Source organism: Granulibacter bethesdensis CGDNIH1, assembly GCF_000014285.2.
In the GTDB taxonomy this organism is placed as follows: domain Bacteria; phylum Pseudomonadota; class Alphaproteobacteria; order Acetobacterales; family Acetobacteraceae; genus Granulibacter; species Granulibacter bethesdensis.
Genome location: NC_008343.2, coordinates 2496584 through 2516444 on the forward strand (window position 1 = coordinate 2496584; position 19861 = coordinate 2516444).

General features: G+C 60.2%; 21 protein-coding genes. 13 read left to right on the forward strand and 8 right to left on the reverse strand.

Going from position 1 to position 19861, the window contains the following annotated elements; all coding sequences use genetic code 11:
• Positions 1–71 precede the first annotated feature (71 nt).
• Positions 72–884 (reverse strand): UDP-2,3-diacylglucosamine diphosphatase, encoded by an 813-nt coding sequence (locus tag GBCGDNIH1_RS23735; protein WP_011632948.1) that lies wholly within the window; start codon positions 882–884, stop codon positions 72–74.
• 199 nt (positions 885–1083) lie between these two features.
• On the opposite strand from GBCGDNIH1_RS23735, the gene GBCGDNIH1_RS23740 reads away from it, so the two are divergent.
• The 8 genes from GBCGDNIH1_RS23740 to GBCGDNIH1_RS23775 all read left to right on the forward strand — a co-directional run bounded on the left by GBCGDNIH1_RS23740 (position 1084) and on the right by GBCGDNIH1_RS23775 (position 10478).
• Positions 1084–1953 carry a diacylglycerol/lipid kinase family protein gene (locus GBCGDNIH1_RS23740; protein ID WP_011632949.1) on the forward strand — a complete coding sequence of 290 codons (870 nt, stop codon included), beginning with the start codon at positions 1084–1086 and terminating at the stop codon, positions 1951–1953.
• Positions 1954–2152: 199 nt separating this feature from the next.
• Positions 2153–2998: a cytochrome c oxidase subunit 3 gene (locus tag GBCGDNIH1_RS23745; protein ID WP_011632950.1), complete on the forward strand. Its 846-nt coding sequence runs from the start codon at positions 2153–2155 to the stop codon at positions 2996–2998.
• 61 nt (positions 2999–3059) lie between these two features.
• Positions 3060–3767 (forward strand): SURF1 family protein, encoded by a 708-nt coding sequence (locus tag GBCGDNIH1_RS23750; protein ID WP_011632951.1) that lies wholly within the window; start codon positions 3060–3062, stop codon positions 3765–3767.
• Entirely contained in the window at positions 3764–5272 is a 1509-nt protein-coding gene (locus tag GBCGDNIH1_RS23755; protein WP_011632952.1) for a carboxypeptidase M32, read from the forward strand. Before GBCGDNIH1_RS23750 ends, GBCGDNIH1_RS23755 begins: the two co-directional genes overlap by 4 nt.
• A 92-nt stretch (positions 5273–5364) precedes the next feature.
• On the forward strand, positions 5365–6813 hold the full coding sequence (gene thrC / locus GBCGDNIH1_RS23760; RefSeq protein ID WP_011632953.1) for a threonine synthase: 1449 nt from the start codon (positions 5365–5367) through the stop codon (positions 6811–6813).
• Complete coding sequence (locus GBCGDNIH1_RS23765) at positions 6813–8093, forward strand: M16 family metallopeptidase (RefSeq protein ID WP_011632954.1); 1281 nt, start codon at positions 6813–6815, stop codon at positions 8091–8093. Before thrC ends, GBCGDNIH1_RS23765 begins: the two co-directional genes overlap by 1 nt.
• Entirely contained in the window at positions 8090–9421 is a 1332-nt protein-coding gene (locus tag GBCGDNIH1_RS23770; RefSeq protein WP_011632955.1) for a TldD/PmbA family protein, read from the forward strand. Before GBCGDNIH1_RS23765 ends, GBCGDNIH1_RS23770 begins: the two co-directional genes overlap by 4 nt.
• A 100-nt stretch (positions 9422–9521) precedes the next feature.
• The gene (locus GBCGDNIH1_RS23775; RefSeq protein WP_043453178.1) at positions 9522–10478 is read left to right on the forward strand and encodes a Tim44 domain-containing protein; all 957 of its coding nucleotides are present in this window, start codon (positions 9522–9524) and stop codon (positions 10476–10478) included.
• A 72-nt stretch (positions 10479–10550) separates the two neighbouring features.
• Here GBCGDNIH1_RS23775 and GBCGDNIH1_RS23780 read toward each other — a convergent pair whose 3' ends face one another.
• The 7 genes from GBCGDNIH1_RS23780 to GBCGDNIH1_RS23810 all read right to left on the reverse strand — a co-directional run bounded on the left by GBCGDNIH1_RS23780 (position 10551) and on the right by GBCGDNIH1_RS23810 (position 16537).
• Positions 10551–10751: a hypothetical protein gene (locus tag GBCGDNIH1_RS23780; RefSeq protein ID WP_162288463.1), complete on the reverse strand. Its 201-nt coding sequence runs from the start codon at positions 10749–10751 to the stop codon at positions 10551–10553.
• A 5-nt stretch (positions 10752–10756) separates the two neighbouring features.
• Positions 10757–11710, reverse strand: a complete 954-nt coding sequence (locus GBCGDNIH1_RS23785; RefSeq protein WP_025318400.1) for a heme o synthase — start codon at positions 11708–11710, stop codon at positions 10757–10759.
• A 32-nt stretch (positions 11711–11742) separates the two neighbouring features.
• Positions 11743–13338, reverse strand: coding sequence for a cytochrome c oxidase subunit I (gene ctaD / locus GBCGDNIH1_RS23790; protein WP_025318399.1), 1596 nt, complete (start codon positions 13336–13338; stop codon positions 11743–11745).
• Between the two features lie 35 nt (positions 13339–13373).
• Positions 13374–14276, reverse strand: a complete 903-nt coding sequence (gene coxB / locus GBCGDNIH1_RS23795) for a cytochrome c oxidase subunit II (RefSeq protein WP_011632959.1) — start codon at positions 14274–14276, stop codon at positions 13374–13376.
• Positions 14277–14422: 146 nt separating this feature from the next.
• Complete coding sequence (locus tag GBCGDNIH1_RS23800) at positions 14423–15148, reverse strand: class I SAM-dependent methyltransferase (RefSeq protein ID WP_232449657.1); 726 nt, start codon at positions 15146–15148, stop codon at positions 14423–14425.
• 241 nt (positions 15149–15389) lie between these two features.
• Positions 15390–15599, reverse strand: coding sequence for a cold-shock protein (locus GBCGDNIH1_RS23805; RefSeq protein WP_025318397.1), 210 nt, complete (start codon positions 15597–15599; stop codon positions 15390–15392).
• Between the two features lie 206 nt (positions 15600–15805).
• The gene (locus tag GBCGDNIH1_RS23810) at positions 15806–16537 is read right to left on the reverse strand and encodes a GcrA family cell cycle regulator (RefSeq protein ID WP_011632962.1); all 732 of its coding nucleotides are present in this window, start codon (positions 16535–16537) and stop codon (positions 15806–15808) included.
• 235 nt (positions 16538–16772) lie between these two features.
• On the opposite strand from GBCGDNIH1_RS23810, the gene GBCGDNIH1_RS23815 reads away from it, so the two are divergent.
• The 5 genes from GBCGDNIH1_RS23815 to mtnC all read left to right on the forward strand — a co-directional run bounded on the left by GBCGDNIH1_RS23815 (position 16773) and on the right by mtnC (position 19843).
• Positions 16773–17417, forward strand: a complete 645-nt coding sequence (locus GBCGDNIH1_RS23815; protein ID WP_011632963.1) for a CHAP domain-containing protein — start codon at positions 16773–16775, stop codon at positions 17415–17417.
• 178 nt (positions 17418–17595) lie between these two features.
• Positions 17596–17862, forward strand: a complete 267-nt coding sequence (locus GBCGDNIH1_RS23820) for a twin-arginine translocase TatA/TatE family subunit (RefSeq protein WP_043454602.1) — start codon at positions 17596–17598, stop codon at positions 17860–17862.
• A 36-nt stretch (positions 17863–17898) separates the two neighbouring features.
• Positions 17899–18543, forward strand: a complete 645-nt coding sequence (locus tag GBCGDNIH1_RS23825) for a methylthioribulose 1-phosphate dehydratase (RefSeq protein WP_043453181.1) — start codon at positions 17899–17901, stop codon at positions 18541–18543.
• A gap of 31 nt (positions 18544–18574) precedes the next feature.
• Positions 18575–19114, forward strand: a complete 540-nt coding sequence (locus GBCGDNIH1_RS23830) for a 1,2-dihydroxy-3-keto-5-methylthiopentene dioxygenase (protein WP_011632966.1) — start codon at positions 18575–18577, stop codon at positions 19112–19114.
• Between the two features lie 33 nt (positions 19115–19147).
• Complete coding sequence (mtnC, locus tag GBCGDNIH1_RS23835) at positions 19148–19843, forward strand: acireductone synthase (protein ID WP_011632967.1); 696 nt, start codon at positions 19148–19150, stop codon at positions 19841–19843.
• The last annotated feature ends 18 nt before the right edge of the window (positions 19844–19861 follow it).

Here is a 19861-nt window from a genome sequence, read left to right on the forward strand (position 1 = left end):
CCGTTGGAGGCCATACGCGATCGGAATCGCGGGCGATCCGCCCGAAACTGCCGGCCCTGAAAGCACTGTCATCAGGCAGTTTGCAGTACCTCCGACCGGCGCCCCGCGAAGAATGATAACTGGTTTCTGGCCGCCCAGTCGATCAGTTCCAGTTGACCGTCTGCATGCTCGACCAGCGCCGTGCAGCTTTCCACCCAGTCACCGTCATTGATGTACAAAACACCGTTCACCTCACGCATTTCAGCATGGTGAATGTGACCGCAGACCACCCCGTCCAGACCACGGCGGCGCGCTTCACCGGCCAGAGCGTTCTCGAACCGGTCGATCGCCTTCACTGCCTCCTTGACCTGACGTTTCAGCCAGGCGGACAGGGACCAGTACGGATAACCCATCCGGCGTCGCACCGCGTTGAACCAGCGATTGATCTCCAGCGCCAGCGTGTAGGCCCAGTCCCCCAGTACGGCGAGAAACTTCGCATAGCGCACAACGCTGTCGAACTCATCGCCATGCATAACCAGAAACTGGCGCCCATCCGCCGTTTCATGCACGGCTTCCCGCATCAATCTGATCCCGGCCACTTCCAACCCGTCGGGCTGAAGCCAGGCGCGGAACATCTCGTCATGATTGCCGGGGATATAGATGACTTCGGTGCCGGAACGGGCGTGACGCAGGATCAGCCTCACGACCTCATCATGCTGCTGATCCCAGTACCAGGCTTTACGCAGCCGCCAGCCATCAATGATGTCGCCGACCAGATAAAGCCGGTCACACCTCACCCGCCGCAGAAAATCCGCCAGAAACTCCCCTCTGCACCCACGCGTGCCAAGATGGAGGTCGGATATGAAAACGGTTCGGTAATGTTCGACGCTGACCGGCAGGTCCATCCGATGGCCTCCTTGCTTTCCGCATGCCGGATAGGCCGATTTACCAGTCAAAAATCATGAATATTATGTGACTTGGAAGTGATAATGGAATTACTTTAAATATAATATATCTGCCATAGTGTCGAAATACCGATGTCACACTTGAGCATCATAATGTGACATTCACCCTTTTGTATACGACAGCGCAGGCAAGCTGATCTTGATCGTCATTTTCAATCCAGCGGCAGGGCAACGTCGACCCGGCCGGCTTTGGGCCGTGCTGGATCTGCTGATTGAGCACGGGATCAAGGTCGAGCTTGCGGAAACGCGCCATCCCGGCCACGCCACAGAGCTGGCACGGCAGGCTGCCGCCAGCGGTACCGACATGATCGTCGCTGCCGGAGGCGACGGAACCATCGCCGAAATAGCACAGGGCATGATCGGAAGCCCTACCCGACTCGGCATTCTGCCGCTCGGCTCCGCCAATGTACTGGCGCATGAGCTGACATTACCGGTCAGGGCCAAGGCCATTGCCTCCACCCTCGCCTTCCGCCGCACGCGCCCGCTCTGGCCTGGTCTGGTGCAGGCCGGGCAGAGGCAGCGCCTGTTCGTCCAGATGCTGGGAGTTGGATTCGATGCGCAGGTTGTGCATCACCTGCCCCTTCCCTTGAAACGCTTTACCGGCCGCATCGCCTATGCCGCGCAAAGCATTCGGGAGATCAGCCGCTACCGCAGCACCCGCTTTCCGGTGATCATAGATGGCCAACCGCATGAGGCTGCCACCGTGATCGTCGCAAAAGGCCGCTATTACGGTGGCCCCTTCCTGCTGGCCCCTGATGCGGCCTCCGACAGTCCCGGTTTCTCCATCGCCATGTTTCAGCAGGATTCAACGCGCGACATTCTCAAATACGGGCTGCAACTGCTGTTTGGACAGTTGCCCGCCTGCACCGGTCTGAAATTCCTGCGCGGCAGAGAGATCATATTTCCGGGCAGCACGATCCTGCCCGCACAAGCTGACGGCGACCCGGCTGGCCATACGCCGCTTCATATCGGCGATGCCCCCTGCCCCCTGCGGGTGGTGGTGCCGTAAAGCCGGAAAACCGGGTTTTTGATGACCCCGGAACGGCACCTGGCAGAAAATTCCAGCATCAATGCGATAAAAGTATCATATCAGCCCTTGATATGACGGATTTTTTAATGATGATGCGCGGCAATAATGCGGGATTGAAATCAGGCTGACCGCACGCGGTGGTTGGCGTTCTTCCCTGTGATATGTTGATGGAAACGACATGAGCACCGACACGCACAGCGCCGCGATCCCGGTGAGTTCTGGCATCAGGCAGCCTTATCACCTTGTTGATCCAAGCCCCTGGCCCATTATTTCCGCTTTCTCAGGCGGCTTGCTGCTGTTCGGGATCGCCGAATATGCCAACCACCACAGCAAGCTGGTTCTGCCCGCCGGTATCGCCGCCGTGCTGCTGTGCATGTTCGGCTGGTGGCGTCAGGTTCTGAAAGAGAGCAACACCCCCGGTCTGCACAGCCCGCTGACGCGCCTCGGCCTGCGTTATGCGATGCTGATGTTCATCGCATCGGAAGTGATGTTCTTCGCCGCATTTTTCTGGGCGTATTTCAACTTCTCGATTTTCCCGAGCAATATGGGCAACCTGACCAGCGCAGCCGCCGCTGTCTGGCCGCCAGCCGGGGTGCATACCTTCAATCCCCTGCATCTGCCGCTGGTCAATACCCTGATCCTGCTGACCTCCGCCCTGACCCTGACCTGGGCGCATCACGGGATTGCCCATGGCAATCGCCGGACACTGATTATCGGGCTGATTCTGACCATCGTGCTGGGTATGTCCTTCACGATCTGTCAGGCACGGGAATATTCGGAAGCGCCGTTCAAGTTCACCGATGGCGTCTATCAGTCCGTGTTCTACATGGCGACCGGGTTCCACGGCTTCCATGTCATTGTCGGCACCATCTTCCTGACCGTGTGCCTGATCCGCGCCCTGCGTGGCGGCTTCACCGCGGAGCGTCATTTCGGGTTCGAGGCCGCCGCCTGGTACTGGCATTTCGTGGACGTGGTGTGGCTGTTCCTGTTCGTCGCGATCTACTGGCTGGGTTATCGGGGCTGATCCCTTCCAGATATCGAAACGCCGATATGAAGGCGCCCCTCTGGCGGGGGCGCCTTTTTTCGTGAATATCAGACCTATGTCCACCTATCGCCGTTTTCTGATTCCCACCGGAATCACCGTCCTGCTGATGGCGGTGCTGATCTTTCTCGGCTACTGGCAAGTGCAGCGTCTGCACTGGAAAACCGGTATTCTGGCCCAGCTCGACGCGGCCGAGGCCGCACCACCAACGCCGTTGCCGGACGCACCCTTGCCGTTTCAGAAAGTCGTCGTAACGGGCACACTCGTCCCCTCGGAAAGCATATTGTTCGGCGCCGAAACCCATGTGACCCAACAAGGGGAACCTATGGGGGCACAACTTCTGATGCCGCTGTCACGTGCCGGCCATAAAGCGGTGATGGTGCAACTCGGCTGGGTGGCCGATCCATCCGGACGGAATACGCCCGTACCTGCCGGGCCTGTCACCATCACGGGTTACATCCTGCCCGATCAGAAAAAGGGTTGGTTCACACCCCCGGCCGATCCGGCCCATCACCATGTCTATCTGCATGATTCCACCACCATCGCCGCCCTGAGCCATGCCGGTGATATCGAACCCTATACGCTGGTCGCGCTGTCACCCGTTTCGCAGGAGAACGGACACCCGATCCCGGCGGAGGGGCTGCCTCGCCCGCAGAACAATCATCTGGGGTATGCTCTGACCTGGTTCGGTCTGGCGATCACGCTGGCCCTGCTCTATGCGAACTGGCTGAAAAAGGCGCTCCGCTCATGATCGATTCTGCCGCAGCCTCTGCCCCTTATCCGTGGTTGAAGGACCGTTTCAACCGCATCGCCACGCTTCAGGAAGCTTCCAGCATGCTGGGCTGGGATGCCTCCGTCATGATGCCTCCGGGGGGTGCTGCGGCACGGGGTGATCAATTGGCCCTGCTCGCCGGGATGGCGCACGAATTACTGGTCGATCCCGCCACAGGGGATGCGCTGGCATCCGCCGCCCGGACACCACCTGCCGATCTGTGGGACCGGCGCAACCTGCAACTGATGCAGCATGCCCATATCCGCGCCACGGCCTTGCCGGGCGATCTGGTCATGGCCATCAGTCGAGCCTGCTCCTCCTGCGAGAAAATCTGGCGGGAGGCACGGGCGCAGAACGATTTCGCCCGCGTGCGTCCAGCGTTGGGGGAGGTGATCAACCTCACCCGTCAATCAGCGAACGCGCTGGCGCCCGTGCTGGGCCTGTCCCCATATGATGCGCTGATGGACGGGTTTCAGCAGGGAATCGGTGCCGCTGACGTGGCCCCGGTTTTTGCTGCCTACGAAACCTTCATCGCCGAGGCACTGCCCCGTGCGGAAGAACTTCAGCACAACCACCCGGCCCCTGTCCCGCTCGGCGGACCCTTTCCGGAAGCGGATCAGGAAAGCCTCTGTCGTTTTCTGGCGGAACGGGCGGGACTGGATTTCACCAGAGCCAGGCTGGATCGCTCCACCCATCCTTTCTCCGGCGGTACGCATACCGATCTGCGCATCACCACCCGTTATGATACCGCCAATGTCGCATCAGCCATGATGGGGGTACTGCACGAAACGGGGCATGCGCTGTACGAAGCGGGGCTGCCGGATGCGTGGAACAGGCAACCGGTCGGGGAGGCAGCCGGCATGGCCGCCCATGAAAGCCAGTCCCTGATCGTCGAGATGCAGGCCTGCCGTTCCGACCCTTACCTCTCCTGGCTCGGCCCGGTGTTGAAAGAGCGATTCGGCGGCGATGCGGACGCTTACAGCCCCGGCAATCTGGCAGCGCTCTGGCGGCGCGTGGAGCGGGGCTTCATCCGGGTCGATGCCGACGAAATGACCTATCCGGCCCATGTCATCCTGCGATTCCGGCTGGAACAGGCGCTGATCGATGGCAGTCTGACTGTTGCCGATCTCCCCGCCGCCTGGAATGAAGGGCTGAAAACACTCCTCGGCATCGTGCCACCGGATGACAGACATGGCTGTTTGCAGGACATTCACTGGTATGATGGCGCGTTCGGCTATTTCCCCAGCTATACGCTCGGGGCCATGGCCGCGGCACAATTGATGGAAGCAGCCCGCGATGCGACGCCGGGACTGGATGAGGCGTTGGGGCGCGGCGATCTGTCACCGCTGGTCGCGTGGCTGCGGACCGAGGTGCATGAACGCGGCAATCTGCTGGGTTTCAACGATCTGCTGCGCGCCGCAACCGGAAAGCCGCTTGATCCGGCGGCCTTTCTTACCCATCTGCGTCAACGCTACCTCGATTAACCGTCTGCCAGAGCCTGCCCCGCGCTTCAGGCAGGGCGGCAAAGCCCGAAACCTCCCTTTTACCAGCCCTCGCACCGCCATAGATTGAGTCCATGCGTTATATCTCCACACGGGGCGAGGCCCCGATCCGTGACTTCTCAGGCGTTCTGCTCGCCGGGCTTGCCGAGGATGGCGGGTTGTATATGCCGGAATCCTGGCCGCAGTTTTCCCACGATGAGTGGCGCGCCATGCGTGGCCTGCCCTATCCGGATCTGGCCGCACGCATCATTCAGCCTTTCGTCGGCGACTGCATCCCAGCCGAAACTCTGCTGACGCTGTGCCGCGATGCCTATGCGGGCTTTACCCATCCGGCCATCGTGCCGCTGGTACAGCTCGATCACGATGTCTATACGCAGGAACTGTTTCACGGCCCGACCCTTGCATTCAAGGATATGGCCATGCAGTTGCTGGGGCGGCTGTTCGATTACGTGCTGAGCCAGAGCGACCGCCGCATCACCATTGTCGGCGCGACCTCCGGCGATACCGGCTCCGCCGCTATTGAGGCCGTGCGGGGACGGGACCGGGTGGATATCGTCATCCTCCACCCCGAAGGCCGCACCAGCACCGTGCAGCGGCGGCAGATGACCACCGCTATCGCCCCGAATATCGGCAATGTCGCCGTGCGCGGCACGTTCGATGACTGCCAGGATCTGGTCAAGGCAATGTTCGCCGATACCCCATTCCGGCAGGAAATGAGCCTGTCCGCCGTCAACTCCATCAACTGGGCGCGGATCGCGGCGCAGATTCCCTATTACGTCTACGCCGCCCTTCAACTCGGCGCACCGGACCGGGCGGTGGCGTTCAGCGTGCCGACCGGGAATTTCGGCAATGTGCTGGCCGCTTATGCCGCCCATCGCATGGGGCTGCCCGTAGGCAAGCTGGTTGTTGCCTCCAACCGCAATGACATTCTCTACCGCTTCCTGAGCGCGAATGACATGTCGGCACGCCCGGTCGAGCCGAGCCTGTCGCCGAGCATGGATATTCAGGTCAGTTCCAATTTCGAACGGGTGCTGTTCGAATTGCTGGATCGTGATCCCGCCGCCACCGCCGCCACGATTCGCGCTTTCCGGGAAACAGGCCGCATGCCGGTGGCCGATGCCACATGGCAGAAGGCAAGAACTCTGTTTCAGGGCTTCCGCATGGACGACACGGACACGGAGGCCGCCATTCGCGCCTTGCGACAGGAAACCGGCTATCTGGCCGATCCGCACAGCGTCATCGGCATTGCAGCGGCACGGAGCCTGCGCAACGCTGGCAGTCTGTCGGCAGCCGGTCCCGTCATCGCCATGGCGACGGCCCATCCGGCCAAATTCCCCGATGCGATGGAACGCGCCACCGGTGAGCGCCCCGCCCTGCCGCCTCATCTGAGCGATCTGTACGATCGCGAGGAGCGGTTCACCGTCGCCGATAATAATCTGGCGGATATCGAGGCTCTGGTGCGCAATATCGCCCACCGCAATACAAGCCCGGCATCCTCCCCCGTAACCGGAGTGCCTGCCTGATGTCCGAAACGCTCGATGGGGGCGCGGTGCGCCTCACCCGCCTGCCATCCGGTCTGACCGTTGTGACCGAGCGCATGGAGCGGGTGGAAACGGTCTCGTTCGGGGCCTATGTCGGCGTCGGCACACGCCATGAAACCGCCGCGGAAAACGGCGTTTCCCACTTCCTCGAACATATGGCGTTCAAGGGCACGGAGCGCCGCAGCGCCGCGCAGATCGCCGAGGAAATCGAGGCGGTCGGTGGCCATATCAACGCCTACACCGCCCGGGAACAGACCGCCTATTACGTCAAGGTGCTGAAGGAGAACACCGATCTCGCCGCCGATATCATCGGCGATATCCTGACCCACTCCACCTTCGACGCGGCGGAGTTCGAGCGGGAGCGGGGCGTGATTCTTCAGGAAATCGGTCAGGCCAACGATACGCCGGACGACATCATCTTCGACCATTTTCAGGAAACGGCTTTCCCCGGTCAGCCGATGGGCCGCCCGACACTGGGAACCGAAACGATTATCCGTGGCCTGGAACGGGATGCGGTGGCCGGTTATATGCGGCGTCACTATGCGGCCTCCAACATGGTGGTCGCAGCGGCCGGCGCGCTGGAGCATGATCGTATCGTCGATCTGGTGCAGCAGCATTTCGCCGATCTGCCTGCCTCAACGGCGCTGGACGCCTCCCCCGCCGATTACAAAGGGGGAGAATTCCGGGAAAACCGCGATCTGGATCAGGTGCATATCGTGCTTGGCTTCCCCAGCGTGAGCTATGCCGATCCTGATTATTTCCCGACCATGCTGCTCTCCACCCTGCTGGGTGGCGGCATGTCATCGCGCCTGTTTCAGGAAATCCGTGAAAAGCGGGGGCTGGTGTACTCCGTCTATACGTTCAGCCTGCCTTTCCTCGATGGCGGCCTGTTCGGCATCTATGCGGGCACGGGGGAGCAGGAAGCGAAAGAGCTGATCCCGGTCACGCTCGCCGAGCTGCTGCGCGTGCAGAACGACGTGACCGAGCAGGAGCTTCAGCGCGCCCGTGCGCAGGTGAAGGCCTCGGTGCTGATGTCACTTGAAAGCACCGGCAGCCGCTGTGAGCAGATTGCCCGCCAGTACCAGATTTTCGGCCGTCTGGTGCCAACCTCCGAAACCGTGGCGAAAATCGACGCCGTGACGCTGGACGATGTCCGGCGCGTAGCAGCCGCCCTGTTCCGCGCCAGCCCAACCCTGGCCACCCTTGGACCAGCAGGCCATGTTCCTGATCTGGCCCGTATCAGTGGATCGCTGGCAGCATGAGCACCTATCTGGATTTGATCGACCAGCTTCTGACCCACGCAAAACGGGCGGGCGCCGATGCCGCTGATGCGCTGATCGCGGCGGGAACCTCCCTTTCCGTTCAACGGCGTCTCGGCCAGACCGAGCATGTGGAACGCTCGGAGGGCCGGGATCTGGGGCTGCGCGTGCTAGTGGGGCAGCGTTCGGCGGTCGTGTCCTCCAGCGCACTCGATCCATCCGGATTTGCACGGCTGGCGGAACAGGCTGTTGCCATGGCCCGGGTCGTGCCGGAAGACCCCTATTTGGGGCTGGGCGAGGTGTTTGCTCCGGCGGATGCCACCCTGCTCGATCTGAACGATCCGTCGGAGCCGGATGCCGATGCACTCGGTGCACTGGCGGGTCGGGCCGAGGAAGCCGCGCTGGCCGTCAGCGGTGTTACGAATTCCGAAGGCTGCGAGGCTGGGTATGGCAAGACGGACATTGCCCTGGGTACCTCCGCCGGTTTTCGCGGCGCTTATGCCCGCACCAGCTTTTCCTTCTCCGCCACCGCTCTGGCTGGCACCGGGACCGGAATGGAGCGGGATTATGATTACAGCACCGCCGTACATTTGAGCGATCTGGAGCAGCCGGAACTGATCGGCCGGACCGCCGGAGAAAAAGCCGTCGCCCGCCTCAATCCGGGCCGTGTGAAAACGGCGCGGATGCCGGTGATTTTCGACCCTCGGGTTTCGAACGGGCTGATCGGTCATCTCGCCGGTGCCATCAATGGCGCCTCGGTGGCCCGTGGCGGCAGTTTTTTGCAGGATCGCCTGGGGCAGCGCCTGTTCCGCCCCGGCATTGTCATGCGTGACGATCCATCCCGCCGGCGCGGGTTGCGGTCCCGGCCTTTCGATGGAGAAGGCCAGCCCGTGCAGCCTCTGTCCGTGATTGAGGATGGTGTGCTGACAAGCTGGATTCTCGATCTGCGCAGCGCCCGCCAGCTTGGGTTGCATACCACCGGCCATGCCGCGCGTGGCACTGGCGGCGGCCCCTCCCCTGCGGTCAGCAATTTCTATCTGGAAGCCGGAATGCTCAGCCCGATGGCGCTGATGGCCGATATCAGGGAAGGGCTGTACATCACCGAAACCATGGGACCTGGCGTCAACCTGACCACCGGCGATTACAGCCGTGGCTGTGCCGGTTTCATGATCCGTAACGGCGCACTGGCCGAACCGGTGGCGGAAATTACCATTGCCGGACATCTACTCTCTATGTTTGCGGAGCTGACGCCCGCGGATGATCTGCGCTTTCGTGGCTCTGTCGATGCGCCAACGGTCCGTATCGACGGCATGATGGTCGCCGGAGCCTGAGAAAAAGCCCATATAATCGGGCTTTCATCATCATGTCGCCGCTACAGTTTCGAGGAAATACCCCTATATTAGGGACATGATAATTCGGAACGGACCTACGATGCGCAAAGCTTTGCCGGTTTTTCTGGCCGCCACGCTGATCCTCTCCCCTGTTCTTGCCCAGGCGAGGGCCGGGGGAGGATCGTCAATGGGCAGCAGGGGGAGCCGGACCTATTCTGCGCCCCGCTCTACCCCGGTGGCACCTTATGCAGCGCCGATGGAGCGCAGCTACACCGCACCCAGCCGCCCCTCCTATAACAGTCCTCCCGGCATGCCGCCCATGCAGCCTGCTATGTCCCGGCGTTCCGCCTTTACGTCCGGGCTGTTAGGCGGGCTGATCGGTGCGGGGATCGGTGGATTACTGATGGGCCATGGGCTGTTTGGCGGAGTCAGCGGGATTTTCGGTTTCTTCGGCCTGCTGCTGCAGATTTTCCTGATCGTGATGGTGGTGCGTTTTCTGTGGCGCCGCTTCGCGGGTGGGAATGCTCCAGCCATGGCACCGGCCGGTGCCGGCATGACCAACCCGTTCACCACCAATCAGACTGATCGCGGCCCGATAGGGGGAGGACAGATGGGGGGAGGCCCGATGGGAGGAAGACAGAGCAGTGTCCAACCGATCCAGCTTTCTCAGGGAGATTACCAGCGCTTCGAATCCCTGCTGAAAGAGGTCCAGGCAGCCTGGACCGATCGCAATCTTCAGCAGCTCGGCAGCATCAGTACGCCGGAAATGGTTGGTTATTTTAACGAGCAACTGACCGCTCTTGCCAGTCGCGGCCTGCATAATACCGTTACCAACGTCACCTTGCAGAAGGGCGACCTGTCGGAAGCGTGGCGGGAAGGTACGCTGGAATATGCGACCGTCGCGATGCTTTTCTCCATGATCGACGCGACCTACGACTCAAGCGGTCGGGTGGTTGAGGGGGATGCTTCCCAGCTGCAGACAGCGACCGAGTTCTGGACCTTCGTGCGCAGTCCGGGCGGGCCGTGGATTCTCTCTGCCATTCAACAGGCGCGATAACAGGGTGGAAGCAAAGAAAAAAGCGCCCCGGCAAGGGCGCTTTTTTTATTAGCCGGTGTGTTCCGTTTTCTGTCAGCCTGCCGGAGAAGCCATACCGGCTGGAACCTTGCCTGATTCATGCGGCGTCTGATGAGCAATCTTCACCATCGCCATCGCGTAAAACAGGAAGGCCATTCCGAACAGCACGATCAGCATCGCCAGATTACGGCCCCGACGTTTCCGGCGAAGTTCATCAGACTGCTCCTGCGTCAGGCGCGGGGGAAAATTGACCATACCGATCACACAAAACGATCAACGGCCAGCGCCAGAAACAGCACGGCCAGATAGATCAGAGAGTATTTGAACGCGGCACGGGCAGGTGCATCCTTGGTCAGGCTCAGCCCGACTTCGTCCTGCTTGTCCCGCAGCACCCGCCAGCTTTGTACCAGAAAGCCGAGGCTCAATACGACAGCCGATAGTCCGTAAACGCGTCCGGTATCACCCAGCGCCCAGGGCAGCACCGCGATCACTGACAGCAGCACAGTATAGGCCATGATATGCTGACGGGTTTTACGTGCCCCCGCCACCACCGGCAGCATCGGCACCCCGGCCCGCTCATAATCCATCTGCGCCCAGAGCGAGAGCGACCAGAAATGCGGGGGCGTCCAGAAAAAGACAATGGCGAACATCATCACCGGCATCAGATCAATCGTGCCAGTCACTGCCGCCCAGCCGATCACGGGTGGGAAGGCACCTGCAGCACCACCAATAACGATATTCTGCGGCGTGCTTCGCTTCAGCCACATCGTATAGATAACCGAATAGAAAAAGATCGCGAAGGCCAGCACCGCAGCGGCAACAACATTCGTTGCCAGCCACATCACCAGCACCGATCCGACCGCCAGCACGATACCGTATCCCAAAGCCTCGCCCGGCTCGATCCGGCCTGCCGGAATCGGGCGATTTTTGGTCCGGCGCATCACCGCGTCGATATCGCGGTCGTACCACATGTTGATCGCACCGGAGGCTCCGGTCGCAACCGCGATGCACAGGATCGCAATGGCACCCAGAACCGGATGCAGGGAGCCCGGGGCCACCAGCATACCGATCAGCCCGGTAAATACGACCAGGCTCATCACGCGCGGTTTGAGCAGGGTCACCCAGTCCGCTGCCGAGGCCATGCCAGGCATTTGAGCGGAAAGCGGCAGAGAGGATACCTCCCTGCCGCCATTGACGAACGCACTGTCGCTCATACGTCTTTCATCCGTCCCGAGGGAACCGCGCGTCAATTGACGCGCGGCAGCTCCTCAAAGGTGTGGAAGGGCGGCGGAGAGCTGACGGTCCATTCCAGGGTCGTCGCACCCTCACCCCAGTAATTCGCAGGCAGATGTTCCTTCGAGGTGAAGGTCTTGTACACCACGAACAGGAAGATCAGCACGGAAAAACCGGAAATATAGGCACCGATCGAGGCCACATAGTTCCAACCTGCAAAGGCATCCGGATAATCCGGATAACGGCGCGGCATACCGGCCAGGCCCAGGAAGTGCATCGGGAAGAAGGTCAGGTTCACACCGATGAACGTCACCCAGAAATGCACCTTGCCCCAGAATTCCGGATAGGGGCGGCCCGTCATCTTGCCGATCCAGTAATAGAAGCCGGCAAACATGGAGAACACGGCCCCCAGCGACAGCACATAGTGGAAGTGCGCGATCACATAATAAGTGTTGTGCAGCATCTGATCGACACCGGCATTGGAAAGCATCACGCCCGTGACGCCGCCGACGGTGAAGAGGAAGATAAAGCCAACGGCCCAGAGCATGGGGGTCTTCATCTCGATGGAGCCGCCCCACATGGTGGCGATCCAGGAGAAAATCTTGATGCCCGTCGGCACGGCAATGATCATCGTCGCCGCCATGAAGTAGGCGCGGGTATCGACGCTGATACCAGAGATAAACATGTGGTGCGCCCACACGACAAAGCCAACCACGCCGATCGCGACCATGGCATAAGCCATACCCAGATAACCGAAGACCGGCTTGCGGGAGAAAGTGGAGACGATGTGGCTGATGATCCCGAACGCGGGCAGGATCATGATATACACTTCAGGGTGACCGAAGAACCAGAACAGATGCTGGAACAGCACCGGATCACCACCGCCTTCGGGAGCGAAGAAAGCCGTGCCGAAATCACGGTCGGTAATCAGCATGGTGATCGCACCCGCCAGCACCGGCAGGGACAGCAGCAGCAGGAACGCGGTCACAAGCTGCGCCCAGACGAACAACGGCATCTTGTGCAGCGTCATGCCGGGGGCACGCATGTTGAAGATGGTGGTGATGAAGTTGATCGCCGCCAGCAGCGACGAAACACCGGACAGATGGAGCGCGAACAGGGCGCAATCCATACCGATACCGCTCTGGAACGTGCTGTTGGACAGCGGCGGATACAGCGTCCAGCCCGGACCGGCCTCGCCTAGATAGAGCGCATAGCTCAGCAGGGCGAAAGAAGGCACCAGCAGCCAGAAACTGATATTGTTCAGACGCGGAAAAGCCATATCCGGCGCACCGATCATCAGCGGTACGAACCAGTTGCCGAAGCCACCGATCAGCGCGGGCATGACCACGAAGAAGATCATGATCAGACCATGCGCCGTAACGATGGCATTCCACTGCTGCCCATCACCGATCAGGGTGCTGTGCGGATGCATCAGCTGCGCACGCATCAGCATAGACAGCCCAGCCCCCAGAAACGATGCCAGCACAGAAAAAATCAGGTACAGCGTCCCGATATCCTTGTGATTCGTGCTGAACAGCCAGCGGGAAATAAAGCCCGGCTTGTGATCGTGATGATCACCGGCATGGGCATGAGATGTTGCAGTCGCCATTTCGTTAGCTCCCTCAGACACCGATCCTTGACGGATCAGCGCCCCCCTTCTGCGAACTGCCGCGGGATGGTCTGCCCGGCCGGCGTATTATTGAGCGACGTTTTTTTCGTCTTCTGGCTTTCCGCCCATTTCTGGAACTCTTCCGGAGACACCGCCTTTACCGCGATGGGCATCTGGCTGTGGAAAGCCCCGCAGATCTGGTTGCATTCGCCATAATAGACGCCCGGCTTGTCCACGCGGAACCATGTTTCAATGGTACGGCCCGGAATAGCATAACGCTGCACACCAAGGCTGGGAATAAAGAAGCTATGGATCACGTCGGCGCTGGTAACCAGGACGCGGACATTCTTGCCATAGGGTACAACCACCTGATTATCCACGGACAACAGGCGAATCTGATCCGGCTTAAGGTCGCCATCCTGAATAACCCGGCTTTCGATACTGTCGATGCCATTATCAGGATAACCGTATTCCCAGTACCACTGATGTGCTGTCACCTTCAGAGTGACGTCAGGGTTATGGGTCCGGTCTTCATAATAGACCAGGCGGAAGGAAGGAATGGCAATCACCGCCAGAATAAGGGCGGGGATCAGCGTCCAGGCGATTTCCAGCCACGTATGGTGGCTGGTACGGCTGGGAACCGGATTGCGTTTCGCGGAAAAACGATACGCGCACCAGCCAAGCAGAGCCGCCACGAATACGACGATGGCGGTGATGATCACCATGATCAGATCATGCAGGGAATCGATTCGCTCTTTCAGCGGACCATAGGCGGTCTGCATGCCGATTTCCCACGGCTTCGGCACACCCAGACCGGTCTCACCGGATTGGGCATACGCCGAGCTGGCCATGATCTGGGCAAGCGCCACCAGCACGCTGGCAGCGAGAGACTGTCTTAAAAATGAATTGGCGGCAACGCGCCGCAAGAAGGACACCATCGGCCGTTTCATCCCGGTTCTGGAGGATACGGCCGGAGAGGGCCGCATCTTTGCGCCAATCGGCTACAGGACTCCCCGCCCAAGATCAAGCGTTTGTCAGAAAAATGCCGCAGTTCCGTTGCTGAACGACAATTTATTACCGGAAATCAGTCGTTTTGGAGCTGTACAAGCGTAAAGATACCGAATGGTTGCACCGGCGTAATTTCCGCACGGGCGCGATCCTGTGGCGACAGAAGGGCCTCGAACGCAAAATCAGGATGCCAGCCCAGCGCATGGGAGGCAGGCGCCATGGCGCGCTCGATCCACCAACGTGGACCTTTTTCCGCAGCGAAATGGTTGACGAACAGCAGCCACCCACCCGGACGGACCACACGGCGCATCTCTGCCATCAACTGTACCGGATGCGGCACAACTGAAGCGACAAACATCGCCACCGCGATATCAAAGGAATTATCCGCGAAGGACATTGCCTCCGCATCCATTTCCAGCAGCGTCTCGACATTGGCAAGCTGCTGCTCACGCACACGTTCCCGGCCCAGCGCCAGCATGTCGGTGGAAAGATCAATGCCGGTAATCCGCTTGTCCCGGTGATAGCGGGGCAAAGCAAGGCCGGTTCCAACCCCCACCTCCAGCACCTGCTGACCAGTCAGCCGGTTCACGGCCTCCACAGCGCGGCGGCGGCCATAGGCGGACACGCCGCCAAACACCGAGTCGTATACCTTCGCCCAGCGCCGATAGGCATCTCTCACCGCATCCGCATTCAGGCTGGTATGGGGCACAGCCTGGGGGCCACGGGTGTTCTCCGCAGCCCCGGAGCTGGAGGATGCATTCTGGGCAGATGTCTGCGGAATCTTCATATGAGAGGTCGACAAGCGGCACCGCTCCGGATGTAAGCCACAAAAGTGCTGATGTGGGTAGGCGACGCGCTCCAACTGCGCAAGCCCGAACAGAAACACTGCCCTCAGCCCATCTGCCGGATGCCTCCCTCCTGACCCCCTGTTACTCCGAAGGCGTATGATGAAAGATCCGTCTGTCAATGCCCCCTGGCCAATACCCGTTGGCCAATGCCCCGATCGCTGACAGAACAAGACAGACGCGATCTATCCACCGCAATCAGTCGGCGCGTGTCAGATTGACCGCAGCCGCTCGGCCATTCTGTTGCTGCTCGATTTCGAAATCCAGTTGCTGGCCTTCATTCAGGCTCCTCAGCCCGGCTCTCTGAACCGCACTGATATGAACGAAAACATCTTTTTCACCCGTGGAAGGGGCAATAAAGCCGTATCCCTTGGTCGGATTAAACCATTTGACCGTGCCGTGTAGCATGGCGCGCTGCCTTTCTTTAGCCGGCGCCCGCACATGGGCATGGCGCCGAAATTGACGTCGACGCCAGGCCGAAATTCTCCGAACCGACGCCATATTTTCCTCTTCGGCCAGATGCGTTTCTATCGAACGCCTTCACCGGCCAGTGGAAACGATACGTCGGTCTCTCGGTATCTGCAACAATGATATGAGGTGATTTTTTCTGCCTATCAGGCAGCATCATCCCGCCGATCACGCACTTTCACATAGGCTAAAGCGGCATGTTCCGCACAATACGGCTTCCCGGCCATAGCGGGAGCATCGCAGAAACGGAACTCCTTTGTACCCGGCTCTCCGATCGGCCAGCAACAGGACACAAGCCGCCCGCCTGAAGGGAAAGCCGGGGACGCGACTTTGGAGATCGCACGCGGGGTGGGACGGGCAGCAGGCGGGGAAGAAGGGGTCGCAACGGCGGCAGGTTGCACTGACGGAAGCGCCTTGTCTTCCTTGGCAATATTCCCGGCGGCAACAACCGGCGCAGATCCCTCGGCCGGTTCACGCGCCTGCTCCACCAAAGCAGCAGACACCGGGACAGACCGTGGGGCAGAAGCAAGTTCCACCGGCACGGAGGCAGCCTCAACGGCGATGACGGCTTCATCCGCCACGACGGCAACGGTTTTTTCCGGCACGGACAAGGCAGCGATGGCCGCAGGTTCATCACCGATAGAGGGATCAGCCATGGAGGGTAACGTCACGGCACTGGAACGACGGCTGCCGGGTGACGGGCGGGATGCCACCCCATCCCGCCGGATCGGCGAGGGGCGGGCCGCCAGGTTGAGGCGATGCGCCTTACCCACCACGGCATTTTTGGAAATGCCCATACGCCGCCCAATCTCGGCGGTTGAAAGCCCTTCATCCCAAAATGCGCGGAGCAGGGTGATTGCCTCGTCGCTCCACTCCATATCGTGCGCTCCTGATCTTCGCTGCCACTAAATACAGTATATCTGCCGTTTTTCTCAACGGGCACAGACGCCATAAGTTGTGGAAAACTCCATTAAACGACTCTGTCTACACACAGAATGGTGATGCTGGCCATAAAACGAAACCCGACACCGAATTGTGGCAGATTGGCGACACACGCTTTCTCTCCTGCGTCAATCAGGCTTTCTGGAAATTTTTCTCTTTACATGACGTGACTTGGCGGCCTTTCCTCATGTCATGGCGCAGGTGGGGACCAGGCCATTGTACTCACAACGCAGAGTACCTTGCCGGGATACAGGGGATCAGTGTCCGGAAAGCCGACAGCACGACATAAATGGTCGGCTGTCGGCTTTTTATCTGTTTCCGATACTCCTGCTGCTCACTGCGTGCGGCGGCTCGCCGCAAGGGGGCGGGATTTCGGCCAGTCAATGGCAGTGCGCCCCTTTTGCCCGCGCCGTCTCCGGCATCGCATTATCCGGGGATGCCGCGGATTGGTGGGATCAGAATGATGGCCGTTACCTCTCCAGCCATCAGCCATCGCGCGGTGCCGTCATGATTTTCGCACGCTCCCGCCGCCTGCCGCATGGCCACGCATCGGTGGTCGAGGATGTTCTCGGCAGCCGCACCATTACCGTGGCGCATGCCAACTGGGTTCATGGCGTCGTCAATACCAGCCAGACCGTGGTGGACGTCTCCCCTCGCAATGACTGGTCCCTTGTGCGCGTCTGGTGGCCACCGGCCGGGATAATGGGTACCACCCCCTATCCTGTACGCGGCTTTCTTTCCCGTGACGGCAGGGGAGCCGATCCAGCGCAGATCCTGTCGATGGCGGAACTGACGGCGCACTCCAGTGCCTATTGAACCAGCAATACGCACATCATTCCATACGTCCAATAGCGCATGACACAGGTTTATCGTATGATGTGATCCTTCCCCACTGGGAAGTGCCCCAAAAGATATGGCTCCGGTTAATGGCTTGCGTTATCGCCATGTCCGCGCCATCTCCTGTTTGGTAACCGGTTCGCGCCTCGGAGAGATCATGGGTAGTCTGAGCATCTGGCATTGGCTGATTCTGCTGGCGGTTGTCGCCATCCTGTTCGGGGGTGGGGGCAAAATCAGCGGTCTCATGGGCGATCTCGGCAAAGGGATCAAATCCTTCAAGCGGAGCATGGCGGAAGAGGACGATGCTTCCATGGAGCATGATCCGAAAAATCCCGCAGTGCCGCCCCCTTCCCCGAATGCATCTTTGGGGAACCAGCAGCCCGCACAGCATGACACGACCCCTCGTCCACAATCTCATGTCTGACGACATCGCTTTATATCGGCAGGGTTGAGGATAGATATGACCGGGACAGTCACGTCAGTCAGGCAGCCGCCGGAATGGGCTGCCGTCACCATTGTTGCAGCCGGACAACGGATGGATGCACGTGGGTGGGTGCCGGCAACCGCCGGGAATATCAGCGTCCGGCTGCCCGATGATACCATCGCCATTACCAGCAGCGGCAACCACAAGGGCTTCCTGAAGACCTCCGACATCATGGTGGTCGATCAAGCCGGCAAGCCTTTGACCCCCGGGCTTAAACCCAGCGCGGAGACACTGCTGCATTGCCAGATCTATCGTCTGGACAACCAGGCCGGCGCGGTCGTGCATGGCCATTCCGTTGCCGCCACCGTGCTGTCGATGGCACCGGGGAAAAACGACGCCCCGCCCGACTTCATTCGGCTGGAAGGGTATGAGGTGCTGAAAGCATTCGGCGTAAAAACCCACCAGATCACGCTGGATTTACCCATTCTGGACAATGATCAGGATATGGAAAGACTGGCCAGCATTGCCGAACCGATCCTTCTTCGTGGGGCACCGCTTGGATATTTAATTCGTGGCCATGGCGTTTATGTATGGGGGGGCGATATGGCTGCCGCTCTGGCGCGGCTGGAAGGTCTCGAATTCCTGCTGGCCTGTGAGCTGGAACGTCGTCGCCTGCGCTGAGACACATCTGGATTGACCGGGGGCATACGAGATGAGCCGTCTGACCATTTACGCAGACTCCACACCGGATGCGCCGCTGCTCCGGACCGAAGATCCGGAACGGATCGCACAGGAATTGAGTAGCATCGGTGTTCGCTTCGAACGCTGGAGCAGCGCTGTTACCCCGTCTCCGGATGATGACGAAGCCACCATTCTGGCCGCATATCGCCCTTACCTGAATGCGTTGATGGGCGAAACGGGTGCCGGCACTGCGGATGTGATCCGCCTGCGGCCCGATACACCGAACCTGCCCGCGTTGCGGCAGAAATTCCTGTCCGAGCATACCCATACCGAGGATGAAGTCCGTTTCTTCGTTCATGGCAGTGGCAATTTCATTCTCCATGTCGATGACAGGGTTTATGATGCACACTGCACACAGGGGGATCTGATTTCCGTTCCCACCGGCATCAAACACTGGTTCGATGCGGGCGAAACACCCTTTGTCACCGCCCTGCGCGTGTTCACCGATACCACAGGTTGGGTGGCCCATTACACGGGTGATCCGATTGCTGACCATTTCCCGGCTGCATGATAGATCCGCCTTTTTCCCCGCATAAGGCCCGCCATGAATCCTCCCAAGGCCATTCTGACCGATATCGAAGGCACCACGACCCCAATCGCCTTCGTGCATCGGGTTCTGTTTCCCTATGCCAAAGCCAATATGGCCGGGTTTCTGGCGGCTTATTCGGATGATGAAGCAGTTGCCGCAATCCTTGCCGAAGTAGAGGCGCAGTATCCGGGCCGACCGGCGCTGGAAACATTGCTGGGCTGGATGGATGAGGATGCGAAAATCACCCCGCTGAAAGCATTGCAAGGCCTGATCTGGCGGGAAGGATATCGCAATGGCGCCCTGCAGGCGCAGGTGCACCCGGATGCCGCGCAGAGCCTGCGCGCATGGCATGAGGCCGGCCTCAACCTGTTCGTCTACTCATCCGGTTCGGTCGAAGCCCAGCAATTGCTGTTCTCTTATTCCGATCAGGGTGATCTGTCGCTGTTGTTCGGCGGCTTTTTCGACACCAGAATCGGCGGCAAGCGCGAGGCAGACAGCTATCGCCATATTATCGCCAATACCGGCATGCAACCGCAAAGCATGCTGTTCCTCTCCGATATCGAGGAAGAGCTGGACGCGGCACTGGATGCGGGTTTGCGCACCTGCCAGCTCGTCCGTGCCGGAGATAACGGGGGGCCACCCACTCTGCGCCACCCCCATGCCCCGGATTTTATCGCCGTCGCACACCTGTTCGGCCTGCCTCATCCCTGATGCGGGATGACGGCCCTT

Bases quoted from the DNA above. Each gene is read 5' to 3' on its own strand.
- GBCGDNIH1_RS23735 (WP_011632948.1), bottom strand. From the start codon at position 884: ATGGACCTGCCGGTCAGCGTCGAACATTACCGAACCGTTTTCATATCC.
- GBCGDNIH1_RS23745 (WP_011632950.1), top strand. From the start codon at position 2,153: ATGAGCACCGACACGCACAGCGCCGCGATCCCGGTGAGTTCTGGCATC.
- GBCGDNIH1_RS23755 (WP_011632952.1), top strand. From the start codon at position 3,764: ATGATCGATTCTGCCGCAGCCTCTGCCCCTTATCCGTGGTTGAAGGAC.
- thrC (WP_011632953.1), top strand. From the start codon at position 5,365: ATGCGTTATATCTCCACACGGGGCGAGGCCCCGATCCGTGACTTCTCA.
- GBCGDNIH1_RS23765 (WP_011632954.1), top strand. From the start codon at position 6,813: ATGTCCGAAACGCTCGATGGGGGCGCGGTGCGCCTCACCCGCCTGCCA.
- GBCGDNIH1_RS23770 (WP_011632955.1), top strand. From the start codon at position 8,090: ATGAGCACCTATCTGGATTTGATCGACCAGCTTCTGACCCACGCAAAA.
- GBCGDNIH1_RS23775 (WP_043453178.1), top strand. From the start codon at position 9,522: ATGCGCAAAGCTTTGCCGGTTTTTCTGGCCGCCACGCTGATCCTCTCC.
- GBCGDNIH1_RS23780 (WP_162288463.1), bottom strand. From the start codon at position 10,751: ATGGTCAATTTTCCCCCGCGCCTGACGCAGGAGCAGTCTGATGAACTT.
- GBCGDNIH1_RS23785 (WP_025318400.1), bottom strand. From the start codon at position 11,710: ATGAGCGACAGTGCGTTCGTCAATGGCGGCAGGGAGGTATCCTCTCTG.
- ctaD (WP_025318399.1), bottom strand. From the start codon at position 13,338: ATGGCGACTGCAACATCTCATGCCCATGCCGGTGATCATCACGATCAC.
- coxB (WP_011632959.1), bottom strand. From the start codon at position 14,276: ATGGTGTCCTTCTTGCGGCGCGTTGCCGCCAATTCATTTTTAAGACAG.
- GBCGDNIH1_RS23805 (WP_025318397.1), bottom strand. From the start codon at position 15,599: ATGCTACACGGCACGGTCAAATGGTTTAATCCGACCAAGGGATACGGC.
- GBCGDNIH1_RS23810 (WP_011632962.1), bottom strand. From the start codon at position 16,537: ATGGAGTGGAGCGACGAGGCAATCACCCTGCTCCGCGCATTTTGGGAT.
- GBCGDNIH1_RS23820 (WP_043454602.1), top strand. From the start codon at position 17,596: ATGGGTAGTCTGAGCATCTGGCATTGGCTGATTCTGCTGGCGGTTGTC.
- GBCGDNIH1_RS23825 (WP_043453181.1), top strand. From the start codon at position 17,899: ATGACCGGGACAGTCACGTCAGTCAGGCAGCCGCCGGAATGGGCTGCC.
- GBCGDNIH1_RS23830 (WP_011632966.1), top strand. From the start codon at position 18,575: ATGAGCCGTCTGACCATTTACGCAGACTCCACACCGGATGCGCCGCTG.
- mtnC (WP_011632967.1), top strand. From the start codon at position 19,148: ATGAATCCTCCCAAGGCCATTCTGACCGATATCGAAGGCACCACGACC.